The sequence below is a fragment of the Candidatus Methylobacter oryzae genome (assembly GCF_003994235.2).
GTDB lineage: Bacteria > Pseudomonadota > Gammaproteobacteria > Methylococcales > Methylomonadaceae > Methylobacter_A > Methylobacter_A oryzae.
On the sequence record NZ_RYFG02000021.1, the window covers coordinates 7908 to 31018 of the forward strand.

Genomic DNA, 23111 nt, shown 5'->3' on the forward strand with positions numbered 1-23111 from the left:
TCGCGGTTGAAGATGCAAAATATTTCTGTCTGAAATAAAACGCGACCTTGACCAATCCGATCAGCACCGGAACCTCGACCAACGGCCCGATGACCGCGGCGAATGCCTGCCCGGATTGCAAACCGAAAACCGCTACAGCAACGGCTATAGCCAACTCGAAGTTATTGCCGGCCGCCGTAAACGCTAGCGTTGCACTAACCGGATACCCTGCCCCTGCCTTTGCCGACATATAAAACGTAACCAGAAACATGATCAGGAAATAGATGATCAACGGTACCGCGATGCGCGCCACATCCATCGGCAATTGCACAATATATTCGCCTTTGAGAGAGAACATGACCAGGATCGTAAACAACAACGCAATCAGCGTGATAGGGCTGATTTTGGGGATAAATTTTTGTTCATACCATGCCCGGCCTTTTTGCCGGACCAGTACAAAACGAGTCAGCATACCGCCGAAAAAAGGAATACCCAAATAAATCAATACGCTTTCGGCCACTTGCATCATCGTGACCTTCACTTCAAGACCGGAAGCAATGCCCAGCCAATCCGGCAAGACAGTCACGAAAACATACGCATAAACTGCAAAGAACAACATCTGGAAAATAGAGTTGAACGCTACCAAGCCTGCGCAGTATTCGGCATCGCCTTCGGCCAGTTCGTTCCAGACCAGCACCATCGCAATACAGCGCGCCAAGCCGATAATAATCAGGCCAACCATATACTCAGGATAATCCCGGAGAAAGACGATCGCTAACGCAAACATCAGTACCGGGCCGATTATCCAGTTCTGGACCAGGGACAGCAGCAAAATCTTAGTATTCCTGAAAACAGCGGGTAATTCTTCATAGCGCACCTTGGCCAGCGGCGGATACATCATCAGAATCAAACCGATCGCAATAGGCATTGATGTGGTGCCAACCTGAAACAGGGTCAGCCATTGCGTGAAACTGGGAATAAAATAGCCCAAGGCAATCCCGCCGGCCATGCTGATAAATATCCATAAGGTCAGAAAACGCTCTACGAATCCCAATCGCTTCGGTGCGGAGTCATTCATGATTGTCATTTTCCGCCGCCTTAACAGGTTTCCGCGCCGATTTTATTCAACGCCTCAGTCAATTCCGGCCTGGACATGGTCTCAACCGGCAGCGCCAATAGCTGGTGTATCCGCTTTTCCAACGCTGCGTAAGTCGCCTCGAAGGCTTCCTCAATCACTTCAGGATTGCCGGTAACATGAGCCGGATCCGGCAAGCCCCAATGTGCGCGAATCACATCATTAAGATAGACGGGACAAGTCTCGCCCGCTGCATTGTCGCAAACGGTAATCGCAATATCGATGCTTTTGTCGTCGAATTCATCCCAGGATTGGCTGGAAAAACCCTCGGTTGAGATACCGTGACGCGCTAATGTCGCCAGCGCGTTAGCGTTTACCTTGCCGGCCGGATGACTGCCGGCTGAAAAAGCCTGAAACCGGCCGCCTCCCAAGTGATTAATCAACGCCTCACCCAACACACTGCGGCAAGAATTCCCGGTACACAAAATCAAAACTTTTAACACGACTGCCCCTTATATTTATATATTCGAATAAACGAATATTATAAGACAAAAAAATTCAGCCGCAATATTTGATCATCTCCGGCCTATCGCCCATTGCCTGTAAGCGGTCGCTGTCTTGTTGATGTTTCAGGTGGTCGGCAAACTGCATAGCGGTCACATCCAGAATCTCAAAAACCCAGGCCGGCAATTCAGGATTAATTTGATAATAAACCCATTGCCCTTCTCGGCTGTCCAACACCAGATTACTTTGCCGCAACTGGGCAAGATGGCGTGAAATTTTAGGCTGCAATAAATCCAGCGCATGGGTTAGCTCGCAAACGCAGAGCCTGCCTTCTTTATGCAGCAAAACCACGCAACGCAAGCGTGTTTCATCGGATAGGCACTTGAATAATGTCGTAGGGGTGATCATCGGAGTAACCGCTAACCCATCTTGAACCCGACAAAAAAACCGCCGGCTCCGCTGACGCCTTTGCTGGTAATGCTGGTCAGGCGGTCAACCAGGAATCCGCCGGAGCTTTTTGCGGCTTCGGTGGCAACAGTGGCCGCGTGTTGAAGTTTTTCATCGGTTATGTTGATGATGTCGTAATATTCCGCCGCAAACAGTAATACGACCGCTGCTCCGCCCAGGAATAACATCGTACGCAGCATTTTTTTCGCAAAATAACCGACCGCCAGCCCAATAACAAACGGAGCGCCGATATTGCCGATCAAAAAAGTCGAGGAAAAAATGTCGGTAGAAGATGCTGTATCGACTGGTGGGGTATTCATGATTCCGGGTTTCCGCTGTAGCTGTGGTGAGTGAGATAATTTTTGCTATCGCTGATGGCTTTTTACTTTTAATAAAGGGGCAAAAACGTATTAACGCTTCCTGAGCAATATAAATAACCTATTATTTATACCCAAAGGGCATAAGTTTCGTTTGAGCAGACCAACTGCTCAACTCAGCTTTATATCTTCTATTTTATCATTAAACTCAATCAGGTCGGAAAACAAAGCTATACTGGCTATCTGCGTGAAAACTTTTGAACTTTTAGACTTTAGGAACCGGATACTATAAAAAACCATACCTATTAAAAACATCTTAACGCGTACAATATTTTTAACTTTTATAACGCCCAACCAAATTTTTAAGCTGGACGAGAGCACTATGTATTCAGTTGAAGTTTTTCCATGGAATAAAAATTTCGAAGTTGGAGTACCGCTGATTGATGAACAACATCAAAAGTTGGTTGAACTACTCAATGTGCTGGCCGGCCACTTAGCCTATCAATCCGACATACCGACATTGAATAACGTTTTCAACGACTTGGCAGAATACGCGATCTACCATTTTCAGGCCGAAGAAAGCATATGGCATACCTTTTTTCCCGAAGACGACTGGGAAGCAAAGCATAAGGACGACCACAAGCGGTTTCTGGCGACCGTAAACAGAATAATGGGCGAAAAAACCCGCAGGCCATTGGATCAGGTGATTGAGGAAATTCTGACATTCCTGACCCAATGGCTGGCTTTTCATATTCTGGATACCGACATGCGCATGGCAAAAGTGGTATTGGCGGTGCAGTCAGGCATCCCGTTAAATCAAGCTAAAAAGCAAGCCGATCATGAAATGAGCGGGGCGATGAAAGTGCTGATCGAAACCATGCTTTCGATGTACGACGCGCTGTCTTCACGCACGATGCAGCTGGCAAAGGAAGTCGTTGAGAGGCAGAAAGCGAAACAGGCAAGCCAGGATGCGCTGGACCGCCTACAAAAAATAGCCAGCCAGGTGCCGGGACTGGTATTCCAGTTTCAATTATTTCCCGATGGCCGTTCCTGCATTCCCTACGCCAATGAGGCTATTCATAATATCTATCGGGTCAGCCCCGAAGATGTCAGCGAAGATGCGACCCAGGTGCTTGCCGCGTTGCATCCTGACGATCTGGACAACTTCAAGGCTTCGTTTAAAACATCGGCGCAAAATTTAACGCCATGGCGCCAGGAATATCGCCTGAAGTTTAAAGATGAACCCGTATGCTGGCTATTCGGCAACGCCTTGCCGCAACGGCAGGCCGACGGTTCCGTGCTTTGGCACGGTTTTATTACCGATATTACCAAGCAAAAGCAGGATGAGGTGGACCTTCGTATCGCCGCCACCGCTTTTGAATTACAAGATGCGATGTTAGTCACCGATGCGAACAATGTCATCCTTAAAGTCAACCAGGCCTTTACCCGAATTACCGGTTACAGCGCCCAGGAAGTGATCGGCAAGAATCCAAATTTGCTCAGTTCCGGGATACATGACAAAGCTTTTTATAAAGCGATGTGGGAAAGTATTAATAGTACCGATGCATGGCAAGGTGAAATATGGAACCGCCGCAAAAACGGCGAAGTGTTTCCTGAGTGGCTTATTATCACTGCCGTGAAAGAATCCGATGACCGAAGTAAGCCAGTTAACCATTATGTTGCATCTTTTTCCGATATTACCTCACGCAAAGCCGCCGAGGAAGAAATCAGGCAGCTGGCTTTTTACGATCCGCTGACCCAACTGCCCAATCGGCGGCTGTTACAGGAACGGTTGAAACATAGCATCGAAGTAGAACGCCGGGAAGGTAAGCGCTTGGCGCTGCTGATGCTGGACTTGGACCGTTTTAAAGCAGTTAACGACAGCCTGGGGCATTTGGCCGGCGACGAACTGCTGCAACAGGTCGCTGCCCGTATTTCTGCAAGATTGCGCGATATGGACATGGTCGCGCGTTTAGGCGGGGATGAATTTGTCGTGTTGCTGGAAGATATTGCCCATGCGGAAGATGCAGCGCGAGTAGCGTCGGAAATCATCCTGGTTTTAAACAGGCCTTTCCAACTGACCCAGAGCAACGATGTACAGATCGGCGCCAGTATCGGTATCAGCCTGTATCCTGAGCACGGCGCCAACTATGAAATTCTGATGGACCACGCCGATGCGGCATTATATCAGGCCAAAGATCAAGGACGCGGTTGTTATGCTTATTTTTCCGAAGACCAGACCGTGGCCGCGCGCGAACGTATTAGCCTGGAAACCCGCTTGCGCCGGGCCATAGAACAAGGCGATTTGCGCGTTTACTATCAGTCGCAAGTCGATATTGCCAGCGGCCGCATCGTTGGCGCCGAAGCCTTGGTGCGCTGGCAAGATACCTTAGAAAGCTTGATTCCGCCGGTAAAGTTTATTCCTATTGCCGAAGAGACCGGGCTGATTTTGGAAATCGGCGAATGGGTATTGCGTGAAACCTGCCGACAAGGCCGCGCGTGGCTGGATACGGGCCTACCGCCTATAACCCTGGCCGTCAACGTATCCCCTCAACAGTTCCGCCGCGGAGATATTAGTGCTTTGGTTGCTACAGTACTGAATGAAACCGGCTTTCCGGCCGAGCGTCTTGAGCTGGAAATGACTGAGAGCGGACTGATGGAAAACCAGGACGATGTTATGACACTTCTGAACAGTTTACGTTCACAGGGAGTCCATCTTGCCATTGACGACTTCGGCACCGGCTTCTCATCGCTGGCCTATCTGAAACATTTCCCTCTGGATGTGCTGAAGATCGACAAAAGTTTTATCGATGACATTCCTAACTTACAGGACGACATGGAAATTGCCGCCACGATTATCGCGATGGGGCATATTTTGGGGTTCAAAGTGCTGGCGGAAGGCGTGGAAACGCCGGAACAGCTGGCGTTTTTGAGGGAGAAAAAGTGCGACTTGTACCAAGGTTACATCACAAGCCCGCCGATACCGGCCGAAGCGTTTGCCGCGCTGTTAAAAAATCAAAAACTTAATCCATAAATGGAACACGGATCGCACTGATTGGACGGATTTACACGGATTTTTATCCGTGCTTGCCAGTTAAATCCGCCTAATCAGATTTGCTGAGTAGCAGCCATGAAATCTCATGGCGCCATATCTGCCAAGTTATAAGTAATTAACTTCCGGCTTGCCTTCGGATTCAACCAACTCACCAATAACAAAAGCGGTTTCGCCAAGTTCGCTGAGCGTTTGCAGCGTTGCGCGCTCATCTTCGGGAGCAACACAAACAATCATGCCGACGCCGCAATTAAAGGTGATCAGCATATCCGGCAGCGAGACATTGCCGTTTTCCTGCAACCATTTAAAGATCGGCGGGAACTCCCAGGAAGCAAGATCGATATTAGCGTTAGTGCCCAAAGGCAATACCCGCGGCAGATTCTCGGTCAAACCGCCGCCGGTAATATGAGCCAATGCGTGAACCGGTACTTTATCCAGCAAGGCCAATAGCGATTTAACATAGATCCGTGTCGGTTCCAGTAGAGCGGCACCCAAGGTTGTGCCGTTAAAAGAATCGCTTAGTGCGCAGTTGCTATGAGCAATGATTTTTCGGATCAATGAATAGCCGTTGGAATGCGGACCGGACGATGCGATACCGATCAATTTATCGCCGGCTTTGACTTTGCTGCCGTCAAGCACTTCGCTTTTTTCGGCGATGCCGACACAGAAGCCTGCCAGATCATACTCACCGTCCGCATACATACCCGGCATTTCTGCAGTCTCGCCGCCGACCAGCGCCGCGCCGGCCAGTTCGCAGCCTTTACCTATGCCTTCTACAACCGCCGCAGCCGTATCGACATCCAGCTTGCCGGTAGCGAAGTAATCAAGAAAAAATAAAGGTTCCGCACCTTGAACAATAATATCGTTAACGCACATCGCCACCAGGTCGATACCGATCGTGTCATGAATATTTAGTTCATTGGCCAGCTTTAGCTTGGTGCCTACACCGTCGGTACCGGAAACCAGAACCGGCTGCCGATAACGATCCAGCGGTAATTCAAACATGGAACCGAAACCGCCTAAGCCGGCCATCACGCCTGCTGTCCTGGTCCTGGCAGCAATCGGCTTGATGCGTTCGACCAATGCATTACCGGCCTCGATGTCAACGCCGGCGCTTTTATAATTCAAGCCTTCTTGATTTTGTTCGCTCAATGTGGTGTTCTCTTGCTAAAATTTAAACTTCCGATATTGTACAAGACATCATCGGTTTTGTCTGAAGGATATGAATGTGCACAGGCTTTATCCATCGGACGTTGCCGTAACGTTTGTGTGAATGTTTCGGCAAGTTAAAGCTGAGTTGAGCAGCTTACCTGCTCAAATGAAACTTATGCCCTGTGGGTATAAAGCTGAGTTGAGCGGCTGGTCCGTTCAAAGAAACTTATGCCCTTTGGGTATAAAACAATAATTAATGCAGTTCCCCGGAAACACAGCAATCGACCGAAACTGCCCATAACAACACAAAGTCTTTTTCGAGGAGTGGATATGAATTTAACAAAAGCGCTTAGCCCGGTGATATTTATCGCCTCGGTATTATTTACCAACGCAGCAATGGCTTATGATCCCGGCAAGACTGACGAGATTTGCAAAAAACCCCAATTCAGAGACTTCAATCTTCCTGTCTATAAAGAGCCTGAAAAAACTGAAGTTCCGCCTGAATCAACACTCACTTTTCTGGTTTCACCCTACGTCAATCCGGAAACCATCAAATTAACCGCTAAAAATCAGGACCTTGAGTTTAGCGTCGAAAGCAACAGCAGTTTTCACCGTATTAAAGCAAAGCTGCCGGCGAGCTTCAACGGCAGTTTTGTCAGGATCAATGCTAAAGCCACAGCGATATTAGGGTGTTACGATCAAACCGGGTGGTTAATCAAAGTAGCCGATAAATAACAAAGGCGAAAGGAAAAAGGACGAAAAAAACATAAGTAACGCAGATTCACCTTTTACCTGCTTTTCTAATAAAGCACCTTATCGCTCTTTTTCGCCCAAATATCAAAAGGCTCCAGCGCATTCGGCAGGCTTAAATGCAACATCGCGATGCGGCGCTGGTGCGGCTGCACGGAAATCTCATCGTAAATGAAGCTGTCGTCAAAGTTGGCGGCAGCCGCATCATGCCGGCTACAAGCAAAATAGACCTTCTCTAGCCTCGCCCAGTAGATCGCCCCTAAGCACATAGGACAAGGCTCACAACTGGAGTAGAGAATACAGCCCTGTAACTGGAAATCATGCAGTTCTTGACAGGCCAAGCGTATCGCCATCACTTCCGCATGCGCGGTGGGATCGATATTGGTCGTGACTTTGTTTCCGCTGGCGGCAATCAGCCGATTGTCCTGTACAACAATCGCCCCGTAAGGACCGCCTTGGCCTGATTCCGCATTCTCGGCAGCCAAGTCAATGGCTTGCTGTAAAAAAGTCTCATGCATTTACAAACCTAACGGATTGTTTGGATCGATACCGTCCATGAACGGCAAGCCTCGTTCCTGATGCGTCAGTTGATATATTTTTCCCAACCAGTTGTTGAATACCGCCTTTGCCGTATCACCCCAGGTGTTGTCGATATTTTCCAGCACCAAGTGTTCCGGAAACTCCTCCAACCGTTGTCCGTTATTCCTGGCAGCTCTGACCCGCTGTTCATACGCGGCAAATACCTGCTGGACGGCGCCATTAAAATAATGTTCGGGAAACGGCGGATAATCGTCTATTTCAGCGCGATAAAAACGCAGAACCTCACGCTTGTATTCCTTTAGCAGACTGATTGCATCATATTCAGGATGCCCCTGAAAAAACACAATGCGAAAACCGTCCGGGCTAACCGCAAGATGGACTCCGGCTTCTTTACTGGCGGCCAAGACCTTAAGTCCGTGCTTTTCCATGTCGCTTTGGAAAATCTCATTAAAGCGGGAATGGGGCACGTCGAAACGGGTGTTGATTTCGGCAACCAACGGATGCGTACGATCGATCAATTTATGCGGAAACACGCCCCAGCGCTTGGCTGGCAAGCGGGTACGCTCAATGCCGTAATAGTATTGAATCAACGCATGGGTAGCCAGACACGAGCAGAGTATCGAAGTGACGTTCTCCTTGGCCCAGAAAAAAACTTCGGTTAACGGTTGCCAGAAATCCTCTTCAGGCAAACGGGGATGAGTGACATTAGCGCCGCTGATGATCAACGCGTCCAAGCCGTCGCGTTTGATCTGTTCAAACGATTCGTAATATTTAGCGATGTGTGCTTGGGCTTCCGGGCTTCTCTTCAATCCATCGATAGTAAAAGGATGCACATGAAATTGCACAATTTGATTGCACGCGCCCACCAACCGGAAAAACTGTCTTTCTGTCGCTTCCAAAGCCGCATCGGGCATCATGTTCAGCAAACCGACATGCATTTCCCTTATATCCTGGTTACGGGCGCGATCAGGATCCAGTATTTCCTCGCCTTCCTCGCGAAGGCGTTGAAATGTGGGTAAATCGGTATGAGCCACTAAAGGCATAATTCTTCGACTCCGTTCATATCATTGCTGGGCAGCAAGCGCATCAGCGACAAGCCGGATAAAATCATCTTCGCCTTTTACGGTAGCAACATCGTTCGCATCGATTGTATAGCCGTATTGATCGGCAATAGCCTGATAGCGCGGCAGCCGGGACTTGAATAATTCGGGAAAAACCCAGGTGACAAAATCATCCGGTTCGATAGCATCGGTCGAAGCATAATTTCTGAGCTGCATGAATTCGGCAATTTTTTCATCAAGAAACGCTTCCCGGTAATAAAGCGGCTTCGGATCGGATTTGGCCCGCTCAATAATGGTTTGCTCCAATTCCGGCGGGATTTTGATATAGATAATCAGCGTATTCTGCGCCAATGTCTCCAATACTTCGGGACAATCCAGCTCGCACACGCTGCCGCCGGCATCGTTGACGAAATGCTTGTAGCCGTAAATATCCACGGCTTTATCGATAAACTCGGGCACATCGTTCATCGCGGCAATTTCGGCCAGATGATGCAGCTTTTGCCGGCGCTTGAACTCCTGTAAAGACAGCCCGCCTAACTCGGATTTGCCGAGTTTACCGAGAAAGCTGGAAACAGGAGCCAAATTTTCAACCGTTATCTTATTGCTGATATGAATGGAGTCGGAAAGCAATAACTCGCGTAAAAACGGAATACGCATGGCCTGACGCTTAATATTATCCAGGATAGGCTCTTCGAGGTATTTCGTGCCTATCCGGTAATCGCCGGAATAATGGAACCATTTGGCTTTCGGTAATTTATTGGCCAGCGTGGTTTTTCCGGCGCCTGACATTGCCAGCAAAGTAATACGTTTTGTATTCCAGTCCAGGAATTCCTGGGGACTCATTTTCATGTGATGTTTTCCTAAAGCTGAGTTGAGCAGCTTGCCTGCGCAAACGAAACTTATGCCCTTTGGGTATAATTAATCCAGATAGTCTTCGATGTCCATGTCTTCAGGATTCGGCCTATGCTCGTCGGGATCGCTGTAACCCAGATCATCGCTTTCCAAATCGTCAAAAGGGGCACTCCAATCCTCGGGGTCTTCAATATAATCGAAAGTAGAGTTATACCAGCTATCATGATCGTATTCGCCAATATCGCCGTTAAGGTATTGGACTTCAATAGAGTCATCAATATCGTCGATGGCGATGACTTTAAATTTCAGGTTGTTTTCTACATCCTTGTACCAACTGCCGATAATGGGGTCTGCTATGGTTGTCATGATTATTCCTCAATGCTTAGATAGAATGTTTCGATATAAAAATATCTAAAGACGGACACTATTATTAACAATGCAAAAGAAAATACAAAAGGTATTTTGTATTAGCCGACATAAAGTTAATTTGCGGATTATTTATATTGAAGTCAGCGTTAAAGCCTGCTACAGCGATGCCGGTAAGGTGTGTCAGAGCGGCCTATTTATAAAGGAAGCGATCCTTTCTTGCAAGAATTGTTGTCATACACTTGTCATGCAATCCGCTTTGCAATAGTCTGCGCCCTGCATTTACACTCTACGAATCAAGGGTAAACAAAACTCCTGATCAGGGTCAGTTCTCCGGGCTCCCGCAACGGAACCGTGATGCTCTCCTGCTTTTCATTAACGGTGCCTTCCTGGGTAATGACGGTAACACGCGCCGTGGTTAACTCCTGCGCCGGATCGTCATCGCTGTAACCACCGCCGTAATAATTGACATACACCAGATAACGGCCTTTTAACGGCGCGGGCATTGCAAAGATTTCCGGGCCGTAACCGGTAGTCACATCGACATCCAAAGCCCCGCCGTTCTCCAACACCCTGTTGCCGTACCAGCCATGCCCGCCATCCGGCGCTATCACATGCAAATCCAGGTCGGTATTGTCGCTGTCCCATGACAATACCACCCGCAACCCGGCTGCGGCCTGTTCCTTGCCGTTGTGCAAAAACTGCACCCGGCTTACGTCGAGACTGTCCGGATCGCGAACTTCGACGCTATTGCTGCCGGGAGAAAAACTATAAGGACGTTCAAAACTGCCGTCCTGCTCAATCCGCAACGGCATTGCCACGCCATTGACGACCAAGGTTGCAGGCTGGCCGCCGGACTTTGCATGAGCCGCGATACGTCCGCGAATAAGCGCCGTCTCGGCTTGGCCTGGCGGAGTATTTACGGACGCTGCCGGATAAGTGACCTGCTGCGTAAAAGAGTTTTTTTTATCTCCGGGCGCATTCCATCCTCCTTTCGGCACATCAATACTGACAGCAGATTCGGCAACGGCCGGCGGCATTGCTAAAACCGTGCATAGCCCAAAACAAACGATTCGATAGTTCATGATTACAACTCCAGTAACAAACGGCGGGCAAGATGCTCGATATAGTTTTCATCCTGGCCGCTCGGATAAGCCTCAAACGCCAGGTGCAGATATTCATGGGTAATGTCGAGGCGATCCTGCTGACTGAGTACGCTACGGACAAAGATGCGCCGGCTGTTCTTGTCGACATGAGAGGGGCCGGCTTGCAAGCGGCACACCGAAAATGCCGAGGTCTCGTCATAACCGGGCTCACGGTCAAGCAGTTCCCGCCAGCGCGGCAACTTCTTTTTCAGCCAATCTTCGGCATCGGCCAGCGTTTCGCAAGCCGTAGCCGGTTTTTGCCAGCCGGCCAAACTGTTGCGCGGAAACGCCTGCTGCAAGATAGCGTCAAAATTCATGCCGTTGTTTGCCTGGGCAACGGCGTCGCGCCACACCAGCCTGTTGGGACCGGCCGTATCCAGATGATAATTAACCGCTTCGCCGGCCAGAACAACATCGGCAGTCCAGGCCGCAACCGCGCGGGACGCCTCCGATGCGGGACGCGGCGCTACCCGCTGGCTGGCGCTGCTGTCGTCGATCAATAAACATTCGCCATCGTGCGCGGCATTTTGCAGCAGGTAAGAGCGGGCAGTAATTGCCAAAGCCCTGGCCGCCTGTAACGGCGACGCCGCCGCTTCGCGATCCAGCACGCGGGCAATATATTCTTCGCGCGGCATCCTGGCCCGCAATAGCAATTTACCCTGTTGTCTTGACAGCCTTATATCGCCCGCGCTTTCGATGCCGATGGTATTGCCGTTCGCGAATTGCAACCGGTAAGCGCCGTGCAAAACGCCTGACTCGGCAATCTGCTTGTGCCGGTCGTACACGGCAGTAATCGGGTAGCGGGCGAACAAGTTCACATCCACGCAATTGTCAGCCTCCAGTTGTACGGCAGTGATCGGCAGGAAGCTATCCAAGACTTGGCCGTACTTGGCTAGAATATCGACGCTTGTGCCCTGCCCGGCTGCCCACAGCGGCGTGCCGTCGGTCAGCCAACCGGCAAATCCGCCGATACGCTGGTTAGGATCTTGATTGCGATACCAGCTCCAAGTCTTTACCCGCAGACGGCCGCCGAGATGTGTTATTAAATCCGAGCGATGCGGATCGAGCAGCACGTCCAACAGAACCGCCCTGGCCTGTTGCTGCGCAGGCAGCACTTTTAAAGCCTGCAACAATGCTTGCACATTCACAGTTGTTTTAGGCGCCACTGCCGGCAATTCAAGCAGGCCGGCGGGTATTATCCTCTGCTGCCAATAGGCTCGCCAAGCTTTCGCATCGACACCAAGACGGTCTGGAGAAAAATACAGACCGCAAGAACGCACCAGTGCGGTATCGCGATCGATACGCTCGCCCTTTTGACTGCAACAATAGACTTCTTCTTTATCATGCCCTTGGCAGGTATAACCGGGATCGGGCAATTGGCGGTCAACGGCATAGGCATAGACAAACAGCTTCCAGATACTGCCGAGCGGCGTTTGCAAGCTGTTGTCCAGCGGCGAACGCTCGACATGTCCGTCTGCCTTAAGCCGGGCAAGCTGTGCAACACCGTTGCTTCGGTTTAACAGAGCCACTTGCAGTACGTCGGGAGTCTTGGCTGTTACTGCAAACGTCGGCAACAGCGTAAACAGCATCAGAAAGACTATCCCTAAGTTGCACATTTTTACTCACCACAACGAAATAAAAGAAATGGCACACGGATGACACAGATTAGACAGATAAACACGGATTAAAAGCGTATAACTGATTAATTTCGGCATCAGTGTAAATCCGTCCAATCCGTGTCATCCGTGTTCTATTTTCCAAACATAGCCACTCACTCAACCCGCAACGCGCCATAAACAACCGGAGTCTCCAGCGCGGTTTTTGCCGGATCGTACATGTGCCGGTAGCGCACTGCCGGTAAATTAAACCGGCCTTTCTGCGAAAAACGCAATAAATGCCGAATATGCAATTCGCCGCTCAAATTATCGACCGGCACCGCATAAAGCAGTTGTCCGGTTTCGTTCTGCGCTTTTTCCAACGGCGCCGCCTGTTGGCTACCGGCAGGCGTCAATTGTATGCCCCAGGTAGTGCGCTCGACATCCGCGCCGGGCGGTATCGGAACCTCGATCAAGCCGTAGCGCAACGGCTTGTCGGCGGGACTTTTCAGCACAATTTCGTCGAGATACAGCGCATCGCTGGAGACCTTAGCATCAGCAATATCCTGCCCCTGGAAATGCAGGCTTTCAGTGCCGGGCACGAGTTGCTGCAAACGGCGGCTAATCTGGACCGGCGCACTGCCGGCGACAGGCGCGGCGGCACTGGTAAAATTCACATTCGCATGCAGCGGTTGGATTGGGTCTTCGGCCAATTCCAATGCCGTTGGCGGCGTCTTGCCCCGCCATTGCCAACGTTCTCCTCCTGCCGGCGTTGACCGCGCCGTCCAATCGCCTAACAACTGATAAACATCGCCCGACTCCGCCTTTGCAGCCGCATCATGCAGCCAAGTCAAAGCCAGAGCGCGTTCAAGCGTTGCCTGCTCCGGCGACAAGCGGGCAAACAACCCACGGCTACGCACAACGTCCAACGGCTGCCTGTACAAGTTCGCCGCTTCGGCAAAAACCAGATTGCTGCCATCCAGCAATGCCTGCGCCGGCTGCAAACCTGCGCTAAAAACTTCGGGCTGTTTGACGCCTTTAGCCTGGGCCAGTTTGGCGGTGATCACGCGGGCAGCCGCGAGTCCGAGCGGCGATTCCGGCGCGGCCATCACCACGCTGATGCCGTCCGTGACATTGATAGCCGGATCGCCGTCGCCGGCTTTTGCCAAATCCTCCATTAAACCTTGCAGCAATGTCTCAACCGGCAATTGCATCCGCTCGGCAAAATCAATGACCAATGCCCGTTGCAGCAGCGGCGTATGTTGGGCTTCCGACGCATAGACGTCCAGCACCCGCTGCCAGTGATCCTGCGGCATACTCAGCCCCAATGCGCGGCTGGCGTACCAGTCCGCGTAATACGCATAGCCGGTCAGGAACGCATCGACACCGGAGGTCTCTCCCCACCAGGTAAACGCCGCATTAGGCCCGGCCATTTGCACCAGACGCAAGCGGCTGTACTTCATCGTCAGTTGCAAGCGTTCGCGCACGCCTGGAGCCGCTTCCTGCAATTGCGGATAGGCAAGGCTCAACGGCAACAGGCGGCTCGCGGTCTGTTCGACGCAGCCGTAGGGGTAATCCAGCAAATCGTCCAAGGCTGAATAAAACAAAGCAGAAACGCTGCCGTTGATACGCAAATTAATGTCAGTTGCATCGTTCGGTAAAGACAAAGCGGTACTGCGCTGGCCGATGCCCAACGATACCGTATGCAAATCCTGCCAGTTTGCGGCGCTGCTGTTCAACGTAACGCCGAGACTATCCTGCTCTTTTCCGGCCACTTCCAGACTAGTCTCCAGTTCTCCCGGCGTAAACGCGACGTCGGCAGGTAGAGCCAGATAATTGATGCCGGGATGCAGTTCAACTTTTTGGCTGCGGGATTGTCCTTCAAGGTCTACGGACCAATCGGCGGTGACGTTTTGCTGTTGCTGGTTGAACGCCAACAAACCGAGAGCAGGATGATCGCCGGCACGGAAACGCGTAGGTCCGGACCATTTCAGGTACAGCTCCTTGTCCGAACGCAGATAAGCCTTGCGCTGGCCGACATTACCTTCCGCATTGATTGCCCTGGCGGTAATGCGCCAGCGCGTCAGCGAATCGGGCATCACAAAAGTAAATTGCGCCTTGCCGTTCTTATCGGTCGTTAAATCGGGTTTCCAGGCGGCGGTATCGACATCCTCGCGGCGCGGACGCTCAAGCAGCTTAACGTTTCTATCGTTGCGGTTGCCCTGCGCCGCTGTCTGCGAATGCGGAATCGCCACGTCATAGCTGATAAAAGACAAACTCGCCGCCGTGCGCACATTGTTCCGCCGCGGATGGTAGAAAAAATGATCGATAGCCGGCGCGATTTCGGGCTGCAACGCATAAATCATTTCATCGACGACGCTGACCGCCAGTTGCGCCGACACCGGCTGACCGGCAAAGCGGGTCTGCAGGTTCACGGTGACGGTATCGCCGGGCTTGTAGACCTCCTTGTCGGTTTTGATCTCGACCGCTATCGTCGGCACCGCGACCTTGATGCCGGCATTCTGGAAGCTGTAATCGCCGTGCAAGGTATATAACGCCGAAACGGTAATGTTAGGCGAAAAATCGGCTTGCACCGGAATAGCCAACTGGTACTGCGTGTCGTTAAGCCGCGTGATTTTCATCCAATCGCCGCCCTTGGACAGCAACGCGGTCGAATGGACGTTATCGCGCTCCAAGGTCAGCAACGCATCCTGCACCGGTTCGGGGAAAGTCAGCAACGCAACCGCGGTATCGCCGACTTGGTACTCAGGCTTGTCCATGATCATTTCAATGCTGCCGGCCGCGGCTTTCATGTCGGGGCCGCTGACGGTATGGCTGGCGCCTGCGACAATCAGTCCGGCCTGATTTTTCAGGTTCAGGTTATAGGTTCCGGACTTGTCGAATTGCACGGTAAATTGTCCACCTGCATCGGCCAGTTCGCCGGCACCCCGGCTTTGGTCCTCAAGACGCACCCACTCGTAGCGCACCGGCTTATTAGCGGCATCGGCGCTCTGGCCGCTGTAAGAAAACGTAACCGGCGTGCCGAAAGCGCTGAAACGCTGCGGAGCGCTCAACTGGTACTGCATCGCGCCGCGCTCGATCAATATTTCCCTGGTGTTCTTAACCCTGAACGCCGCGCCGTCGCTGGCAAAAATCGTCAACAGGTAACGGCTGGGCTTTTCGGCGGCAGGTAAAACCATACGCGCCGCGCCATGATCGTCGGTAACAAGATTCATCGTTTCCAGCTTGACCGGGAACTGTCCCAGATATTGCAGCTCGCTATCGACCATCGACAACTGTTGCGCGCGCAAGCTGATGTCGACGTGCGCGCCTCGCACCGGTTTGCCGTCAGGATAAAGCAGCAGCAATTGGCCTTCGACCGGCTCGCCGGTCCTGTAATCGCTCTTATCCAAATTCAATGAAATCTCGAAATGCGGCTTTACATATTCGGCAACCCGGAAAGCGCTGGAATATTGTTGCTTATCGTAGGTGAAACGAATTTCATAGCCTCCGGCGACCGCATTTTGCGGCAATAAAAACTGGGTGTCGGCGCCATGCAACGGATCGAAATCCATTTTCAGCGTTTGCAGCGACGCTCCGGCGGCATCGACGACAGTCAGCTCAATCGGCCCGGCTTTCGGCAGCTCCGATTCGCGCGCACTCTTAAAATGCCGTCCGACAATCTTAATATCGACCGCATCACCGGGACGATATAAAGGCCGGTCCGTAAACGCATACATCTTGCTGTTGTAAATTTCGCTGTCGTAATAGAAATTCTCCGACACAAAAACGCCGCCGTTTTTATCCTCGCCCAGCACATAGCTACGCTCGGAGCTGGCATGGGACAAACGCAACAAACCATTATCGTCGGTCTTGCCGCTGCTCAATACGCCGACGCCGTCGGTCCACAGCAGCTCGGTATCGGCCACGGCCGCGCCGGTGTTCTTGTCCGCGGTCCAGACCAGCAGCTCCTTGCTGGAAATTTTGGTAACGGCGATCGTGTCGGACACAAAAACCATCGTCGTCGCGCGAAACTGTCCGGCAAACGCTTCGGCCAGATACAACCCCGGTTCCAGCTTGCCGAGCGGGATATACACATTGCCTTCCGACGGAGCGATAAAATTGCTCGACGATCCGCTAAGCGCCACATCGGCAGGCGGCTGGATCGTTTTCGCATCGGCGACCGGATAACGGAATTCGCTGACTAACGGCAGTCCGGGAATCGGATCGAATTCAGGGTGACGCTCGAACTTTGTCGGCTGGCTGATTGCTTGCCCCATCTTCAAACCCGGCTCTTCAGCGGTAACGGTTTTACGTACCTGGTAAGAAAAAACCCGCTGCATCGCCCGGCGCGACTTCCGGTACCAGTTGTCCCACAAATAACCCAGCGTATTGGCAAGACCCTCGCCTTTGTAATTAGCCTCCGGCTGAATGCGATGCAGGTTTTTCTGCTTTTTAAGGAATTCCAGCGGCTTACCGATGCGATAGACGCGAACGTCAACGCCGCCGTAGCCTTGCAAGTTAGAGCGCTCCGTTGCTTCCAGCCTAACCCTCGCTTCCTCGGCGCTGCCGAAACTGCTGTCCGCCAGCAGGAAAAATTTTCCGCCTGCCTGGCTGTCGGGGTAATTGCTGGCGGGAACGGACTCGTTGGGTTCAGCCGAAACAACGGCAGCCATGCCCAGCAACAATGAAATCAGCACGCATCGAAAAAGCAAAGGATTATTCATGGTCTTAATCTACGTTAGGCTATAGGACTAATAGAACACGGATGGCACGGATTAGACGGATCTGCGTGGATTTCTTTGCGCTGGCTCCCAAGCTCCAGCTTGGGAATAAGTGAAATGCCGCTTTACTAACTCCCGACTCTATATGTATTTTAATCCGTGTGAATCCGTCTAATCCGTGCCATCCGTGTTCCGTTTTTTATATATGTGCCGAACAAATTACTATTCAGCGGGTTAAAAATGCCAGCCGGTAAACGCCGATAAAATTCGGGTTTTGTTCATCGGGTATCCAGCGGGTATCTTTCCAGTGCATCAGTTGGTTCAGCGCAACGGCCCGCAATCCGTTATCGGCCTTTGAAGCCGACCCGGTGTGATAGGCGATGAAATGCCCCATCCAAATCATCAGATGCTGATCGTCGCCCTGGTCGAAAAACAGCAAATCGCCCGGCCGGGCCTGATTGACGTCGCGGCCGATAAAGCGGCTGTTATGCTGGATCAGCACTATCGCTTCGGCATAAGCATCGGTTTTACCGTTGCCGACGTTCCATTTTTGCGCCAACTGGCGCTGCTCGTCAGTCAACGTCAACTCCGGCGGCAGGAACTCGTGGCCGATGCCGTTGCTGCGCAGCCATTTTTCATCATGCACTTTCAGCGCTTCATTCGCCGCAAAACGCACCAAGCCCGCACAGTCCTGCTGGTACCAGCGCGGACTGGGGCCTTGCCGTAACTGTTCCTCGACAATACGCATGAACCAACTGCGGAACACCTGCGACTGTTGCGCATTCAGATGCACATCGGCCGAATCGGCTTGCGCGGCCTGAAAGCCAACAAGCAGCAAAAAAACGATCAGCCGTTTGTTCACAGCGGCTTCCATTCAAGCCCCTGCCATTGCCAGTCCGAATTCGCATGAATGTCTTGCGGCAGTAACAGCCGATAATCGGGATAAGTTTGTAAGGCGCGGATTTTGGGTAGCAGATTCTGTTCAGCGGCATTGCGGAAAATAGCCTCCTGATCGGCAGGAAGACTGTCCATAGCCTCAAGTTCCAGCAGCGTAGCCAATTTGCCGGGGGACAGGTATATCGGCATGGTCGAACCGGCAGGAACTCTTTCGGATAACGCCGGGTAATTCTTATCCAACGTATCCAACGCGTGTTGCAACAGCTTATCGTCCAGCGAAAACAACAAGGTGTTGCCGTGGCGGGCCAAACTGACCCGGAAAAAATTCGGGGATTCCAGCTCCAGCGGCGGCTCGGCCTGATCCGCGCTGTAAAGACCGTATCGTGAGCCGACAACGCGCTGCCATAGCTTCCCATCCGCCAAATCGCGGCTATCGACAGGCAAGCGTCCGCCTTCGATATTTTTTTCATAGCTGCCGATAATGCCGGTAAACAAGCCGGATAGCGCGGTGTCGGTTTCAGGTTGCGAAACCTTTGCCGCAAGTTCAAGCGCAAGCAGCGGCGTATGCAGTCTTGAATTGCCGTACCAACACAACGCAGCCGCGCCGGTCAGCATTGAATCGACCTCGGCCGATCCGGTTTGCGCACTCGGCAACTTTTCGGCAATATCCTGAAGATTGTCCGTAGCCAACGGCAACGCGAAACACATGCCCGCATCGGCAGGTATCGCGTGCCACAACCCGTCGACGTTCAATTTTTTATTTGTCGTTCCGTCATTTACGGCCATAAAACTGTGCCAGCCGGTGTTGTCCATTTCAAAGCGCAAACCGGCCAGCAGCGGAAAAAATGCCTGATAGCCCATCGCCAAATGCCCTGCATCTATACTGATGCGATGTTTAACCGCGCTTTGCGTTAAACCGAAATACTCGGGAAAAAGCGCTTTACCATTGAACAAGTCGCCGATTAATTCAAGCGCCGGGTCGGATAATTCAACCTTGCCGTTTTCGGAATCCAGCACCATCGCCGGGTCCGACAGCACGATCAAGTAACCGTTGTGATACGCAAACAACAGGCTCTTGCCGCGAAGATAGCGCAGACTGTAAAACTGTATTTTTTCGCCTTTCAGCTCCATGTCTGCCGATTTTTTCAACTGCGTATCCTCGCCCGCCGCTTCGGCAATCGCCTGCATGACAGTCACCATCGACAGCGAGGCTTTTGCCAGCATGCCGGTTTTAATGCGCAGCAGGCTGTAAGTCAGCTTGCCGTCGACGCTACGCCATAACGCCAACTGAGCGGGTTGGCTCAACAGGTCGGCGATCAGGGAATCCTGCAAGGTCAATTTGTGCTCGTAGGCAATCCTGCGCAAACTGCCGGCTAGCCCCAGCCTGTCGGCATTGGCCTGGTAATAAAACACAAAGTCTTCGGTCAGCGTGTCGTGCAGCAACGGCACGGTCAGCAAATCCTTCGGCAAATCCGCAAGCACTTCGCTTTCGATTAACGCATCGGGATGGTTGAAATTTAACGACAGTTTTTCGATTGCGTCCGGGCTTTCTTGGGATTGCGTCATAAAGTGCCGACTGAACCACTGCCATTTCCACTCGGCGACCGTCGCTCCCACAGCAGTTGCCAGCACAAGGCCTATCGCTACCGCCAAACGCGGGCTAAGCCGTTTAGGGCTTGGAGTTTTGTCATTATTATCAGTCGGCTTCATCAGTACTTGCTCCCGCGTTAACCTGGAAAATCATTTCGTCCACGAAAGGCACGAAAATCTTCAAAAAATATCGCAACTATTCAGTACATAAAACAATGGAACACGGATGACACGGATAGGACGGATTTGCACGGATTTTTAGCTCAAGCCAAGTTCGATGACGCTTTTAAATCCGTGTTTATCTGTTTAATCCTTGTCATCCGTGTTCTATTCGGTTTCGCTTTGATTGCTAAATTAACGATCAATACCGAAACGTTTTCACCAGCTGTAACTCGCCAATGGTCCGCAACGGCACAATAAAATTTTCCCGCTTCTCATTAATCGTGTTCTCATTCAGCACCAGCGTAATTTGCGTCGTAATCATGTCGTTACGGTTAGTCTGGGCATTGAAGTTATAGCCTTCCTCAGTCAGGTTTCCCCAATAATTCACATAGACCAGATAAGTACCGTGCAGGGGCGCGGCCATTGTGAATATTTCCGGGCCGGGACCGTCGACGCCGTCGACATCAAGGCCTCCGCCGTTGCTAAGTACCGGATCGGCAAAAAAAGCGTGTTGACCGTCGGGAGTAATAATATGCATATCGACTTCGGCGCCGGGATCATCCCAGCCCATGATCAAACGGATACGCGCGGGCGTTTTTTCAGTATTGGCATCGTAGAACTGCACCGACTGCAAACGTTCGCCGGTCGAACTAATCAACGCGACGCTGTTGGAACCGGAGCCGAAAGCATAAGGACGCACAAATCGGCCATCGTCATCGGTATATAAAGGCAACGGATTACCGTTAACTACCAAGGTATGCGGCTGGCGGACGCCGTTCAAGTTTTTCAACTTGCCTTCGATGGCGATACGGTGGCGTTGCGCGCCGCGATCAATCGGCGGCACAGGATAAGCGACTCTTTCTTGATCGGATTTGTTGGTGAGGCCGTCGTAGATCCAACCGCAGGCAGGAGCGGTCCATTCCACCGCGGGCGATTTATCATCCGCAACGGCGTACAGACTTACAACCAGCAACATAAGGCTTAAAACACCCATTTTCGCTAACGCCATATCTACCTACCCTTAGCCTTTTTGGCATTAAAAATCGGTGGGAAGTAAATCTTAATACTGCAATCTTAAACAGGGCATGTCAACACTAAATCGGCATAGCCGCCACTCTAAGCGAACGAATAATTTATCGCAGCCAATAATCTATCAGCAAGCCTATAAAAACAGCCAAACCGAACCAGTTGCTGTTTAAAAACGCCTTGAAGCAAAGCGCCTTTTCCCGGTGGAAAATCAGTTTTTGCTGGTAAATCGACAAACCTGCCGCGACCAAAATACCGCCATAATAAGGCCAGTTTACCTGCGCCATTTGCCCGACCATGATCAGCAGCCCGAGTATGATGATTTGCAAGCCGCCCATGATGTGGCGGTCGTAAGCACCGAACAGTATCGCCGTCGATTTGACTCCGATTTTTAAATCGTCATCCTTATCGACCATCGCGTACATCGTGTCGTAAACCAAAGCCCATAAAACGACAGCCAAATACATCACCCAGGCTACTGGAGGAATGCTGTTGATCTGCGCGGAAAAAGACATCGGCACGGCCCAGCCGAAAGCGATGCCCAGATAAGCTTGAGGCAATTGAGTATAACGCTTCATAAACGGGTAACTGGCAGCCAAAAATGCGGCGATGAATGACAGCATAATGGTGTAGATATTCAGCAAGAATACCAAGCCGAAAGAGACCAAACACAGCACCACAAAAACGATCAGCGCTTCCTTCGGCGTGACTTTGCCGGCCGCAATAGGCCGCTGTTTGGTACGTTCGACATGCGGATCGAAGTCGCGGTCGGCGTAATCGTTAATCACGCAACCGGCGGCTCTCATCAACACCACGCCCAGACAAATCACGGTCAACACCAGCAAATCGGGCTTGCCGTCGCTGGCAACCCACAGCGCCCATAATGCCGGCCACAGTAAAATCAGGATGCCGATAGGTTTATCGAATCGCGCTAATAGCCAATATTGCTGAATTCGATCCATTGCTCTGTCCATCATTGTTATAGCCTTTACCGAAGCGTGAGTTTTGTTAAAAATGCTATTATAACTTTTTGTGGATAACGACTCAGTAATCGATAAACGTCGCTACACTGAAGGCAAGCCGTCAATTAGAGTAAAGACGAGGACTTTTATGCTAACCATTGATCCCGAATTAGAAATAACATTAGAAGCTCTGGCTAGGCAGGAGCATATTTCGCCCAATGAAATCATTAAGCGTCTTATCAATCAGTATGTCAGCCAAAAGCAGACGAATGAAAAACACGCCAAGCAAGCGTTATTGTCGTTAATGGCGAAAGTTCCAAATTCGGTGAGTTTAGCCGATGAGTTAATACACGAAAGAAGGCTTGAAGCCAAACACGACCGGGACAACGACTAATGATGTTGGATGCTTCTGCTTTATTGGCTTATTTGCAACAGGAACAAGGTTATTTGCAGGTAGAGCAGATTTTATCAACGGCTTTTATTTCCACTGTGAATTGGTGTGAAGTCGCGCAGAAATTACGATCAAGATCTGTTGACGATACAGCTGTCCGGGAAAATTTAGCTATTTTAGGGCTTCGGTTTATTGCTTTCGACTTGCAACACGCCGACAAGGCTGCTGAGCTATGGCAAATCACATCGCCTTTGGGTTTATCCTTGGGTGACAGAGCGTATTTAGCAACGGGATTAATTGAAGGAATGCCTGTTATGACCGCCGATCAAATCTGGCAAAAGATACCATTGTCTTTGGAAGTTAATTTAATTCGATGATTGTTATGGCGATATTTAAGGTGGACTGAAAAATTAATTTTAATCGCTACGAATACCGTAGATACCGTCTTAAAAGTCAACGCTGAGGCACATAATCAGGTTGATAAGGCTGACGCGTTTTCAAAACGCCAAAGCACAAGTGCACCA

General features: G+C 51.1%; 20 protein-coding genes. 4 read left to right on the forward strand and 16 right to left on the reverse strand.

Translation table 11 applies throughout. The features are described 5' to 3' along the window. The 4 genes from arsB to EKO24_RS04150 form a co-directional block, all read right to left on the reverse strand. On the reverse strand, positions 1 to 1066 hold a 1066-nt coding region (gene arsB, locus EKO24_RS04135), incomplete at its 3' end, for an ACR3 family arsenite efflux transporter (protein WP_421743897.1). A gap of 11 nt (positions 1067 to 1077) precedes the next feature. After that, positions 1078 to 1557, reverse strand: coding sequence for an arsenate reductase ArsC (locus tag EKO24_RS04140; RefSeq protein ID WP_127030183.1), 480 nt, complete (start codon positions 1555 to 1557; stop codon positions 1078 to 1080). Between the two features lie 55 nt (positions 1558 to 1612). Continuing rightward, complete coding sequence (locus EKO24_RS04145; protein WP_127030182.1) at positions 1613 to 1966, reverse strand: metalloregulator ArsR/SmtB family transcription factor; 354 nt, start codon at positions 1964 to 1966, stop codon at positions 1613 to 1615. Between the two features lie 11 nt (positions 1967 to 1977). Next, positions 1978 to 2325, reverse strand: a complete 348-nt coding sequence (locus EKO24_RS04150) for an FUN14 domain-containing protein (protein WP_127030181.1) — start codon at positions 2323 to 2325, stop codon at positions 1978 to 1980. A gap of 379 nt (positions 2326 to 2704) precedes the next feature. On the opposite strand from EKO24_RS04150, the gene EKO24_RS04155 reads away from it, so the two are divergent. Then, a complete protein-coding gene (locus EKO24_RS04155) occupies positions 2705 to 5356 on the forward strand; it encodes a bacteriohemerythrin (protein ID WP_143733173.1) in 2652 nt (883 codons plus the stop codon). 126 nt (positions 5357 to 5482) lie between these two features. On the opposite strand, the gene purM is transcribed toward EKO24_RS04155, so the two are convergent. After that, the gene (gene purM / locus EKO24_RS04160; RefSeq protein ID WP_127030179.1) at positions 5483 to 6526 is read right to left on the reverse strand and encodes a phosphoribosylformylglycinamidine cyclo-ligase; all 1044 of its coding nucleotides are present in this window, start codon (positions 6524 to 6526) and stop codon (positions 5483 to 5485) included. A 330-nt stretch (positions 6527 to 6856) separates the two neighbouring features. Between purM and EKO24_RS04165 the strand changes: the two genes are divergently transcribed. Beyond that, complete coding sequence (locus tag EKO24_RS04165) at positions 6857 to 7261, forward strand: hypothetical protein (protein WP_127030178.1); 405 nt, start codon at positions 6857 to 6859, stop codon at positions 7259 to 7261. Between the two features lie 65 nt (positions 7262 to 7326). Here EKO24_RS04165 and EKO24_RS04170 read toward each other — a convergent pair whose 3' ends face one another. The 11 genes from EKO24_RS04170 to ubiA all read right to left on the reverse strand — a co-directional run bounded on the left by EKO24_RS04170 (position 7327) and on the right by ubiA (position 22211). Continuing rightward, complete coding sequence (locus EKO24_RS04170) at positions 7327 to 7794, reverse strand: nucleoside deaminase (protein ID WP_127030177.1); 468 nt, start codon at positions 7792 to 7794, stop codon at positions 7327 to 7329. Further along, entirely contained in the window at positions 7795 to 8859 is a 1065-nt protein-coding gene (gene metA, locus EKO24_RS04175) for a homoserine O-succinyltransferase MetA (RefSeq protein ID WP_127030176.1), read from the reverse strand. A 21-nt stretch (positions 8860 to 8880) separates the two neighbouring features. Continuing rightward, positions 8881 to 9726 carry an ATPase gene (locus tag EKO24_RS04180; RefSeq protein ID WP_127030175.1) on the reverse strand — a complete coding sequence of 282 codons (846 nt, stop codon included), beginning with the start codon at positions 9724 to 9726 and terminating at the stop codon, positions 8881 to 8883. Between the two features lie 69 nt (positions 9727 to 9795). Further along, positions 9796 to 10095 (reverse strand): DUF6763 family protein, encoded by a 300-nt coding sequence (locus EKO24_RS04185; RefSeq protein ID WP_127030174.1) that lies wholly within the window; start codon positions 10093 to 10095, stop codon positions 9796 to 9798. A 296-nt stretch (positions 10096 to 10391) separates the two neighbouring features. Then, positions 10392 to 11180, reverse strand: a complete 789-nt coding sequence (locus tag EKO24_RS04190) for a YfaP family protein (protein WP_127030173.1) — start codon at positions 11178 to 11180, stop codon at positions 10392 to 10394. 2 nt (positions 11181 to 11182) lie between these two features. Continuing rightward, entirely contained in the window at positions 11183 to 12856 is a 1674-nt protein-coding gene (locus EKO24_RS04195; RefSeq protein WP_206667204.1) for a DUF2300 domain-containing protein, read from the reverse strand. 155 nt (positions 12857 to 13011) lie between these two features. Continuing rightward, positions 13012 to 17562: an alpha-2-macroglobulin family protein gene (locus EKO24_RS04200; protein WP_127030172.1), complete on the reverse strand. Its 4551-nt coding sequence runs from the start codon at positions 17560 to 17562 to the stop codon at positions 13012 to 13014. A gap of 223 nt (positions 17563 to 17785) precedes the next feature. Continuing rightward, entirely contained in the window at positions 17786 to 18421 is a 636-nt protein-coding gene (locus EKO24_RS04205) for a DUF1175 domain-containing protein (protein ID WP_206667205.1), read from the reverse strand. Beyond that, the gene (locus EKO24_RS04210; protein ID WP_127030170.1) at positions 18418 to 20166 is read right to left on the reverse strand and encodes a DUF2138 family protein; all 1749 of its coding nucleotides are present in this window, start codon (positions 20164 to 20166) and stop codon (positions 18418 to 18420) included. Before EKO24_RS04210 ends, EKO24_RS04205 begins: the two co-directional genes overlap by 4 nt. Before the next feature lie 241 nt (positions 20167 to 20407). Beyond that, positions 20408 to 21217, reverse strand: coding sequence for a YfaP family protein (locus tag EKO24_RS04215; RefSeq protein ID WP_241674389.1), 810 nt, complete (start codon positions 21215 to 21217; stop codon positions 20408 to 20410). A 124-nt stretch (positions 21218 to 21341) separates the two neighbouring features. Beyond that, complete coding sequence (gene ubiA, locus EKO24_RS04220; RefSeq protein ID WP_127030169.1) at positions 21342 to 22211, reverse strand: 4-hydroxybenzoate octaprenyltransferase; 870 nt, start codon at positions 22209 to 22211, stop codon at positions 21342 to 21344. 133 nt (positions 22212 to 22344) lie between these two features. Between ubiA and EKO24_RS04225 the strand changes: the two genes are divergently transcribed. Continuing rightward, positions 22345 to 22590: a ribbon-helix-helix domain-containing protein gene (locus EKO24_RS04225; protein WP_127030168.1), complete on the forward strand. Its 246-nt coding sequence runs from the start codon at positions 22345 to 22347 to the stop codon at positions 22588 to 22590. Then, positions 22590 to 22964, forward strand: a complete 375-nt coding sequence (locus EKO24_RS04230; protein WP_127030167.1) for a type II toxin-antitoxin system VapC family toxin — start codon at positions 22590 to 22592, stop codon at positions 22962 to 22964. Before EKO24_RS04225 ends, EKO24_RS04230 begins: the two co-directional genes overlap by 1 nt. Positions 22965 to 23111 lie beyond the last annotated feature (147 nt).